We start from the raw sequence: 8,502 nt of genomic DNA on the forward strand, positions 1-8,502 counted from the left end.
GCGTTATCCGCCCTCGTCGACGCGGACGCGCTTGATCCGCGACGACTCGCCCCGCAGGATCGTCACCTTCGAGCGCGACACCCCGAAATGCGCGGCCAGCGCCGCCACGACGCCCGCGTTCGCGGCGCCGTCGACCGCCCGCTCCCGCACGTAGACGGTGAGGGATGCCGCGGGGTCGCCCTCGGTCTCCTCGACCAGCGGTCCCTTGCGGCTGCCGGGTTTCACCCGCACGGTGAGGTCCATCGCGTCGGTCCGACTACCGCTGGCGACGCTCGCGCACCCGCATGTTGATCACGATGGGCGAACCCTCGAAGCCGTAGATCTCGCGCAGGCGCCGCTGGATGAACCGGCGGTAGCCCGGGTCGAGGAAGCCGGTCGTGAACAGCACGAAGGTCGGCGGACGGCTCGCGGCCTGCGTGCCGAACAGGATGCGGGGCTGCTTGCCGCCGCGCACCGGGTGCGGGTGCTCCTGCGTGAGCTCGGTGAGGAACGCGTTGAACTTCCCCGTGGGGATGCGGGTGTCCCACGACTCGAGCGCCGTCTCGAGGGCGGGTACGAGCTTCTCGAGGTGCCGGCCGGTCTTCGCCGAGATGTTCACCCGGGGCGCCCACGCGACGTGGTGCAGGTCCTGCTCGATCTCGCGCTCGAGGTAGCGGCGACGGTCGTCGTCGAGCAGGTCCCACTTGTTGTACGCGAGCACGAGCGCACGCCCCGACTCGAGCACGAGATCGATGATGCGCACGTCCTGCTCGGAGATGGGCTGCGAGACATCCAGCAGCACCACGGCGACCTCGGCCTTCTCGAGGGCCGCCTGGGTGCGCAGCGACGCATAGAAGTCGGCGCCCTGCTGCAGGTGCACGCGGCGGCGGATGCCCGCCGTGTCGACGAAACGCCACACCTTGCCACCGAGCTCGATCTGCTCGTCGACCGGGTCGCGCGTGGTGCCTGCGAGCTCGTTCACGACGACCCGCTCCTCGCGGGCCGCCTTGTTGAGCAGGCTCGACTTGCCGACGTTCGGACGGCCGAGGATCGCCACGCGGCGGGGCCCGCCGAACTCGTCCTTCGCGACCGCCGACACCTGCGGCAGGACCTTGAAGACCTCCTCCAAGAGGTCGGCCACGCCGCGGCCGTGCAGCGCCGACACGGGGTACGGCTGGCCGAGGCCGAGGTTCCAGAGGGCGGCCGCCTCGGGCTCTTGGCGCGCGTCGTCGACCTTGTTCGCCACGAGGAACACGGGCTTCTTCGTCTTGCGCAGCAGGCGCACCACGTGCTCGTCGGTCGAGGTCGCGCCGACGGTCGCGTCGACGACGAACAGCACCACGTCGGAGAGATCGATCGCGACCTCGGCCTGCGCGGCCACGGAGGCGTCGATGCCCTTCGCGTCGGGCTCCCACCCGCCCGTGTCGACGAGCGTGAAGCGCCGGTCGAGGTAGTCGCCCTTGTACGAGACGCGGTCGCGCGTGACGCCCGGCGTGTCCTCGACGACGGCCTCGCGGCGGCCGAGGATGCGGTTCACGAGCGCCGACTTGCCGACGTTGGGCCGGCCCACGATCGCGATGACCGGGAGCGCCGGGAGGTAGCGGATGCCCTCCTCGCCCTCCTCCGAGAGCTCGAGCACGTCGAGGTCGTCTTCATCGAGCTCGTAGTCGGCGAGTCCTGACCGGAGTGCGACGGCGCGCTGTTCGGCGAGGTCCTCGTCGACGTCGGCGAGGCGCTCGGCCAGATCGTCGTCGACGACGGCCTCGTCGTCGTACTCGCCCTGCTGGTCGGTCATGGTGTCTCCTCTGAAGTCTGGCGCCCGGCCGGGCTCGTGCCCGCCGGCCGCTACCGCGCCGTCTCGGGCTGCACGGCCCGGATCACGCCGATCACCGCATCGACGGTTTGCTCGAAGTCGAGTTCCGTCGAATCGACGGTCGTCACGCCGTCGGCGGCGGTCATGAAGTCCACGACCTTCGCGTCGGCCTCGTCGCGGCGGCGCAACTGCTCCCCCGTGTGCTCGGGTGTGTTGTCGACGAGTTCGGCGGAGCGCCTGGCTATTCTAACCTCCTCCGCTGCGGTGAGCAGGATCCGCACCGGCGCATCGGGTGCGACCACCGTGGTGATGTCGCGCCCCTCCACGACGATGCCCGGCCGCTCCTCGCCCGCGATTATGCTGCGGAACAATTCGATGAGGTGGGTGCGCACCTCGGGCACGCGCGCGACCCGGCTCACCACGGCCGAGATGTCGGGGTCGCGGATCGCGGTGGTCACGTCGACGTCGCCCACGTGCACGGCGTAGCCGGTCGGGTCGGTGCCGATGCGGTACCCGAAGCTCGAAAGGCACGAGACGACGGATGCCGCGTCATCCGTGTCGACCCCAGAGGCCTCCGCGTGCCACGCGAGCGCACGGTACGCCGCCCCCGTGTCGAGGAAGCCGTAGCCGAGACGACGCGCGACCTCCTTCGACACGCTCGACTTGCCGCTGCCGGCGGGGCCGTCGACGGCGACGACGAGCGGATACACGGGGGTGGGTTCGTTCACGTTCAACCTTGTTCGACCTGACCTGTTCGACTCGTTCAGCCGGCGATCCGCCAGCCGCGGGTGGCGAGTTCGCCGGTGAGGCGCTCCACCACCTCGGGAAGCACGAAGATCTCGGCGAGGCCCACCTGGGCGCCCGGCGAATGCTCGAGGCGGAGGTCCTCGAGGTTCACCCCCGCGTCGCCGACGTCGTTGAAGAGCCGCGCGAGTTGCCCCGGACGATCGTCGACCATGACGATGAGGCTGGCGTAGCGGCGGTCGACGCCGTGCTTGCCGGGCAGGCGTTCCACGCCGGTGTTGCCGCCGAAGAGCTCCTCGGCGATGCGACGCCGCGCACCGGGCGCCTCGAAGTCTTCGAGGGCGGCGATGAAGCGATCGAGGTCGTCGCGGTAGGCGCCGAGGATCTCGGCGACCGGCCCGGCGTTCTGGCCGAGGATCTGCACCCACAGTTCGGGGTCGCTCGCCGCCACGCGGGTGACGTCGCGAAGGCCCTGCCCGGCGAGGTTGAGCGCCACGTGCGGAGCCTCGATGAGCCGTCGTGCCATGAGGCTCGAGACGACCTGCGGTACGTGCGAGACGAGGGCGACGGCCCGGTCGTGCTGTTCGGGGGTGAGCTCGACGAGCGTGGCGCCGAGGTCGAGGATCAGGTCGTCGATGGCGGCGGCGTTCTGGTACGAGACGTTCCCGTGATCGACCACCACCCATGGGCGGCCGACGAAGAGGTCGGCTCGCCCCGACATGGGTCCGCCGCGCTCACGGCCCGCCATCGGGTGGGTGCCGATGTAGCGCGAGAGGTCGGCGCCTCGCGCCTTCAGATCGTGGAAGACGGCGAGCTTGACGCTCGCGACATCCGTCACGATCGCCTCGGGGAACGCCTCGAGCTCGGCCGCGACCACGTCGGCGGTGACGTCGGGCGGCACGCACACGACCACGAGCTGCGGCCGGTCGTCGGGCTCGGCCGGGCGCCCCGCGCCGTAGTCCACGGCGATCGCGAGGTGCGTCGGCGACGCGTCGGCGAGGATCACGTCGATCCCCTTCGCCTTCAGGCCCAGCCCGATGCTCGCGCCGAGCAGGCCGACGCCGACGACGCGCACCGGTCCGATCAGGCGTGTGTCGGTCACGAGTCCCCTTCGTTCGATCCGGCGTCGCTGCGCGCGGCGTCCGCGGCGCGGGAGATCGTGAGCAGTTGGCCGAGTTCCACCTTAGTCAACTCGCGCATGGCGCCCGACGTGAGGGTGCCGAGATGCAGCGGACCGAAGCTGCGGCGCACGAGGTCGGTGACCGGATGCCCCACGGCGTCGAGCATGCGGCGCACGATGCGGTTGCGACCGGAGTGCAGCGTCACCTCGACCATGGTGTGCCGGTCGTCGCCCCGCTGCTGCAGGATGCGTCCGCGATCGATGGCGATGGGGCCGTCGTCGAGTTCGATGCCCCGCTTCAGTCGCTGCAGCGTCTGCGCCGTCATCCGACCGCGCACCTTCGCGATGTACGTCTTCTCCACGCCGAACGACGGGTGGGCGAGCACGTGCGCGAGCTCGCCGTCGTTGGTGAGCAGCAGCAGCCCGCTCGTCTCCGCGTCGAGGCGGCCCACGTTGAAGACGCGCTCCTCGAGGCCGTCGGTGAAGCGCCTGAGGTCGGGTCGGCCCTGCTCGTCGCGCATCGACGAGACGACGCCACGCGGCTTGTTCAGCATGTAGTACCGCTTCGCGGGGTCGAGCTGCACGGCGACGCCGTCGACGGCGACCCGGTCGCGCGTGGGATCGACGCGACTGCCGAGCTCGGTGACGACGCGGCCGTTCACCTCGACGCGGCCCTCGACGATCAGCTGTTCCGAGACCCGGCGGCTCGCCACGCCGGCGGCCGCGAGCACCTTCTGGAGCCGTTCCCCGCTGCGGTCCCGCTGTTCAGTCAAGGTCGAATCCCCCCTGGCCGTCGTCGAGCAACGGCGAGATGTGCGGCAGTTCCTCGATCGAATTGATGCCGAGGTTGGTGAGCAGCAGCTCGGTGGTGCCGTAGAGGATCGCGCCCGTCTCGGCATCCGTGTCGACCTCGGTGATGAGGCCGCGACCGAGGAGCGTGCGCACGACGGAGTCGACGTTGACCGCTCTGATCGCCGCGATCGACGAGCGCGAGATCGGCTGCTTGTAGGCGATCACCGCGAGCGTCTCGAGCGCGGCCTGCGACAGCTTCGACGACGACTGCGTGAGCACGAAGTCGGCCACGAGCGTGTCGTACTCGGCGCGCACGTAGAACCGCCAGCCGCCGCCGACCTCCCGGAGTTCGAAGCCGCGACGGATGCCCCGTGCCGCCGTGCCCTCGTCGGCCACGTCGGTGCGCGGCTCGCCCGAGGTGCCCGTGCCGTCGTAGTCCGCCTTCAGGCGCGCGATGGCGGCGCGCACCTCGGCGACCGGACGCGCGACGGCGGCCGCGAGCTGCACGACACCCTGCGGCTCGTCGGCGATGAACAGGATGGCCTCGAGGGCGCGGTCGAGGTCGAGCCGTGGCTGGCCGGGCACGTCGAGCGGCGTGGCGATCGACAGCTCGGGCCCGCGCTCACCCGCGGGTTGCGTCAGCTCCGCGGCATCCACCGTCTCCGCGGAATCCACCGTCTCCGCGGCATCCGTCTCACTCGTCATAGTCGGCCCCCAGGCTCTCGAGGTTCTCATCGGACCAGCTCTCGGCGGCCCAGCGCAGCGTGAGTTCACCGAGCGGCTCGAGTTGTTCGAACCCGATGGCCGCGTGCCGGTACAGCTCAAGTACGGCGAGGAACCGCGCGACGATCATGCCGGGCTGCCCGATGCCGGCGATCAGCGCGCGGAAGGTCACGGACTCGCCGCGCCGCAGCACCGCGACGACGTGCGCCGCCTGCTCTCGGATCGACACGAGCGGCGCGTGCAGGTGGTCGAGGCCGACCGTGGGCACCTCGCGCGGAGCGAGCGCGAGCGCCGCGAGGGCCGCGAAGTCCTCGGCGCTGAGCGTCCAGCGCAGTTCGGGCTCGCGCTGGCGGAAGCGCTCCTCGAGCCGCACGTTCCGAGGGTGCCGCAGCGACTCGGCCTCGAGGTGCGTCGCGAACCAGCGGGATGCCTCCTTGAACGCGCGGTACTGCAGCAGCCGCGCGAAGAGCAGGTCGCGCGCCTCGAGGAGCGCCACGTCCTCGGCGTCGACGAGCTCGCCCTGCGGCAGGAGGCCGGCGACCTTGAGGTCGAGCAGCGTCGCGGCCACCACGAGGAACTCCGACGCGCGATCGAGCTCCTCCTCGGAGTCGAGCCCCCGCAGGTAGGAGATGAACTCGTCGGTGACCGCCGAGAGCGACACCTCGGTGATGTCGAGCTCGTGCTTGGCGATGAGCGAGAGCAGCAGGTCGAACGGGCCCTCGAAGTTCGAGAGCGCGACGCGGAACCCCGCCGACGTCTCGTCTGCGGCCTCGTTCGTCGCGCCGTCGAGCTCCGGGGACTCGTCGGGCGCGCGCTCGTCGGGAACCGGGACCGTCTCAGGCGACCGCGCCACGGAAGACCAGCTCCCTCGCGAGCTGCCGATACGCCGTCGACGCCTGGTGGTCGGGCGCGAACTCGGTGATCGGGGTCGCGGCGACCGTCGCGTCGGGGAACTTCACGGTGCGTGTGATGACCGTCTCGAGCACCTTGTCGCCGAACGCGTCGACGACGCGTTCGAGCACCTCGCGCGAGTGCAGCGTGCGCGCGTCGTACATGGTCGCCAGGATGCCGTCGAGCTCGATGGCCGGGTTCAGCCGGTCGCGCACCTTGTCGATGGTCTCGATGAGCAGGGCGACGCCGCGCAGCGCGAAGTACTCGCACTCGAGCGGGATGACCACGCCGTGGCTGGCCGTGAGCGCGTTCACGGTGAGCAGGCCGAGCGACGGCTGGCAGTCGATGAGGATCACGTCGTAGTCGGGTGCCACCCGCCGGAGTACGCCGGCGAGGATCTGCTCGCGGGCGACCTCGGTGACGAGGTGCACCTCGGCGGCCGACAGGTCGATGTTCGCGGGGATCACGTCGAGCCCCTCGATCATCGTGTGCTGGATGGCGTCGGCCGGCTCGAGGCCGCGCGACAGCAGCAGGTCGTAGATGGTCGGCGCATCGTGGGTCTGCACGCCGAGCCCGGCCGAGAGCGCGCCCTGCGGGTCGAAGTCGACGGCGAGCACCCGACGCCCGTACTCGGCGAGGGTGGCGCCCAGGTTGATGGTGGTCGTCGTCTTGCCGACCCCGCCCTTCTGGTTGCAGAGGGCGATGATGCGGGCCGGACCGTGCGAGCGCAGCGGGGCCGGCTCGGGGAAGTCGCGGTGGGGACGTCCGGTGGGACCGACCTCGGGCTCCAGCGACGCGATGCCGTCAGCCGGGTCCTGCGTCTGGTTGGTCACGTCTGGTCTCTCTCCTGCGTCGTCGGCGCCTGCGTCCCGCGAGTGCTTGGTCGATTCTAGCGAGCACGCGGGTGGGAAGCCGTGTACATCTCCCGGAGTGTATCGGCTGTGACCAGCGTGTAGATCTGGGTCGTCGCGACCGACGAGTGCCCGAGCAACTCCTGCACCACCCGAACGTCGGCGCCCCCTTCGAGCAGGTGCGTCGCGAAGGAGTGGCGCAGGGTGTGCGGTGAGACGGATGCCGCGAGCCCGGCCCGTTCGGCGGCCCGGTGGATCACGTCCCACGCGGCCTGCCGCGACATCCGTCGACCGCGAAGGCCGAGGAAGAGCGCGGGCGTCGCGGCGCCGCGCGCCGAGAGCGTCGGACGGGCGCGCACGAGGTAGGCGTCGATCGCACGGCGCGCGTACGAGCCGAGCGGCACGATGCGCTGCTTGCCGCCCTTGCCGAACAGTCGCACCACCTCGTCGTCGACGAGGTCGTCGACGTTCAGCGACACCGCCTCGGAGACGCGAGCGCCGGTGGCGTAGAGCAGTTCGAGCAGCGCCGTGTCGCGCAGTTCGGGCACCTCGTCGCCCCCGACCGCCGCGATGAGCGCCTCGACCTCCTCGACGGGGATGGCCTTCGGCAGGCGCATGGGGAGCTTCGGGGGGCGCAGCTCGCGCGAGACATCCGCCTCGATGACGCCCTCGTCGGCGAGGAAGCGGTGCAGGCCGCGCACCGCCGAGAGCACCCGCGCGATCGACGAGGTCGCGAGCGGGGGTCGGCGTTCGGCGCCGAGGAAGCGCACGAAGTCGGCGAGGTCCTGCTCTCCGACCGCGCCCGGTCCGTCGAAGCCGCGGGCGGCGAGCCAGTCGGCGTACAGGCCGAGGTCGCGACGGTACGAGGTGACGGTGTTGCGGGCGAGGCCGCGTTCGACCGCGAGGTGCCGCAGGTACCCCTCGACGGACGCGGTCGCGGTCATGGCCGCGCGGGCTCCCCCCGCGGCGTGGAGCGGCCCGGCCACGGGGCGTCCGCCGGGCCGAGTCCCTGCCAGCCGCGTGCGCGCGCCGCGAAGGCCGCGAGCGCGCCGTAGACGAACGACGAGTTCTGCACGCGACGCGCGAGCACCGCGTCGACGCACTCGTCGAGGTCGGCCCACCGCGTCTGCATGTCGGCCTCCTCGGCCTCGCGTTCGAACGCCTCCTCGGTCGTCCTGAGCCCGCGGGCGAGGTAGATGCGGATCGCCTCGTCGCTGCCGCCGGGCGACGTGAAGACGTCGACGAGCACGGACCAGTCGGATGCCTCGAGGTCGCCCTCCTCGGCCAGCTCGCGCCTGGCGGTGGCGAGCGGGTCCTCCCCGTGCACGTCGAGGAGGCCGGCCGGGATCTCCCACTCGCGCGTGCGCACCGGATGCCGGTACTGGCGGATCAGGAACACCCGGTCGTCGTCGTCGAGTGCGAGCACGGCGACCGCACCGGGGTGATCGACGTACTCGCGCACGAGACGGTGGCCGCCGAACTGGAAGGTGTCGCGGCGCACGTCCCAGACGCGTCCGTCGAACACCCGCTCGCTCTCGAGGAGCGGAAGGTCGACGCGCTCGTCGGCGAGCGGACCGGCGACCGGCCCG

General features: G+C 71.4%; 10 protein-coding genes. All 10 read right to left on the reverse strand.

What is annotated here, in order from left to right; all coding sequences use genetic code 11:
* Positions 1–3 precede the first annotated feature (3 nt).
* On the reverse strand, positions 4–243 hold the full coding sequence (locus EZM51_RS05770) for a DUF167 domain-containing protein (protein ID WP_136707269.1): 240 nt from the start codon (positions 241–243) through the stop codon (positions 4–6).
* Positions 244–256: 13 nt separating this feature from the next.
* Complete coding sequence (gene der / locus EZM51_RS05775) at positions 257–1,774, reverse strand: ribosome biogenesis GTPase Der (protein WP_136707270.1); 1,518 nt, start codon at positions 1,772–1,774, stop codon at positions 257–259.
* 50 nt (positions 1,775–1,824) lie between these two features.
* Positions 1,825–2,520 (reverse strand): (d)CMP kinase, encoded by a 696-nt coding sequence (cmk, locus tag EZM51_RS05780; RefSeq protein WP_136707271.1) that lies wholly within the window; start codon positions 2,518–2,520, stop codon positions 1,825–1,827.
* Between the two features lie 35 nt (positions 2,521–2,555).
* Positions 2,556–3,638 carry a prephenate dehydrogenase gene (locus EZM51_RS05785; RefSeq protein WP_136707272.1) on the reverse strand — a complete coding sequence of 361 codons (1,083 nt, stop codon included), beginning with the start codon at positions 3,636–3,638 and terminating at the stop codon, positions 2,556–2,558.
* Positions 3,635–4,429 (reverse strand): pseudouridine synthase, encoded by a 795-nt coding sequence (locus tag EZM51_RS05790; protein WP_248305481.1) that lies wholly within the window; start codon positions 4,427–4,429, stop codon positions 3,635–3,637. The genes EZM51_RS05785 and EZM51_RS05790 overlap by 4 nt, the downstream gene beginning before the upstream one ends.
* Positions 4,422–5,153 (reverse strand): SMC-Scp complex subunit ScpB, encoded by a 732-nt coding sequence (gene scpB / locus EZM51_RS21015; RefSeq protein WP_248305482.1) that lies wholly within the window; start codon positions 5,151–5,153, stop codon positions 4,422–4,424. The genes EZM51_RS05790 and scpB overlap by 8 nt, the downstream gene beginning before the upstream one ends.
* Complete coding sequence (locus EZM51_RS05800) at positions 5,143–6,024, reverse strand: ScpA family protein (protein ID WP_136707275.1); 882 nt, start codon at positions 6,022–6,024, stop codon at positions 5,143–5,145. The genes scpB and EZM51_RS05800 overlap by 11 nt, the downstream gene beginning before the upstream one ends.
* Positions 6,008–6,895 carry a ParA family protein gene (locus tag EZM51_RS05805; RefSeq protein WP_136707276.1) on the reverse strand — a complete coding sequence of 296 codons (888 nt, stop codon included), beginning with the start codon at positions 6,893–6,895 and terminating at the stop codon, positions 6,008–6,010. The genes EZM51_RS05800 and EZM51_RS05805 overlap by 17 nt, the downstream gene beginning before the upstream one ends.
* A 56-nt stretch (positions 6,896–6,951) precedes the next feature.
* Entirely contained in the window at positions 6,952–7,857 is a 906-nt protein-coding gene (gene xerD, locus EZM51_RS05810) for a site-specific tyrosine recombinase XerD (protein WP_136707277.1), read from the reverse strand.
* Positions 7,854–8,502 (reverse strand): NUDIX hydrolase (locus EZM51_RS05815; RefSeq protein WP_248305483.1); only part of this gene is annotated, 649 nt, incomplete at its 5' end. The genes EZM51_RS05815 and xerD, both read right to left, overlap by 4 nt.

The sequence above is a fragment of the Agromyces sp. H66 genome (assembly GCF_004959775.1).
GTDB lineage: Bacteria > Actinomycetota > Actinomycetes > Actinomycetales > Microbacteriaceae > Agromyces.

Coding starts and splice junctions, on each gene's coding strand:
- EZM51_RS05770 (WP_136707269.1), bottom strand. CDS start 243: ATGGACCTCACCGTGCGGGTGAAACCCGGCAGCCGCAAGGGACCGCTG.
- der (WP_136707270.1), bottom strand. CDS start 1,774: ATGACCGACCAGCAGGGCGAGTACGACGACGAGGCCGTCGTCGACGAC.
- scpB (WP_248305482.1), bottom strand. CDS start 5,153: ATGACGAGTGAGACGGATGCCGCGGAGACGGTGGATTCCGCGGAGACG.
- xerD (WP_136707277.1), bottom strand. CDS start 7,857: ATGACCGCGACCGCGTCCGTCGAGGGGTACCTGCGGCACCTCGCGGTC.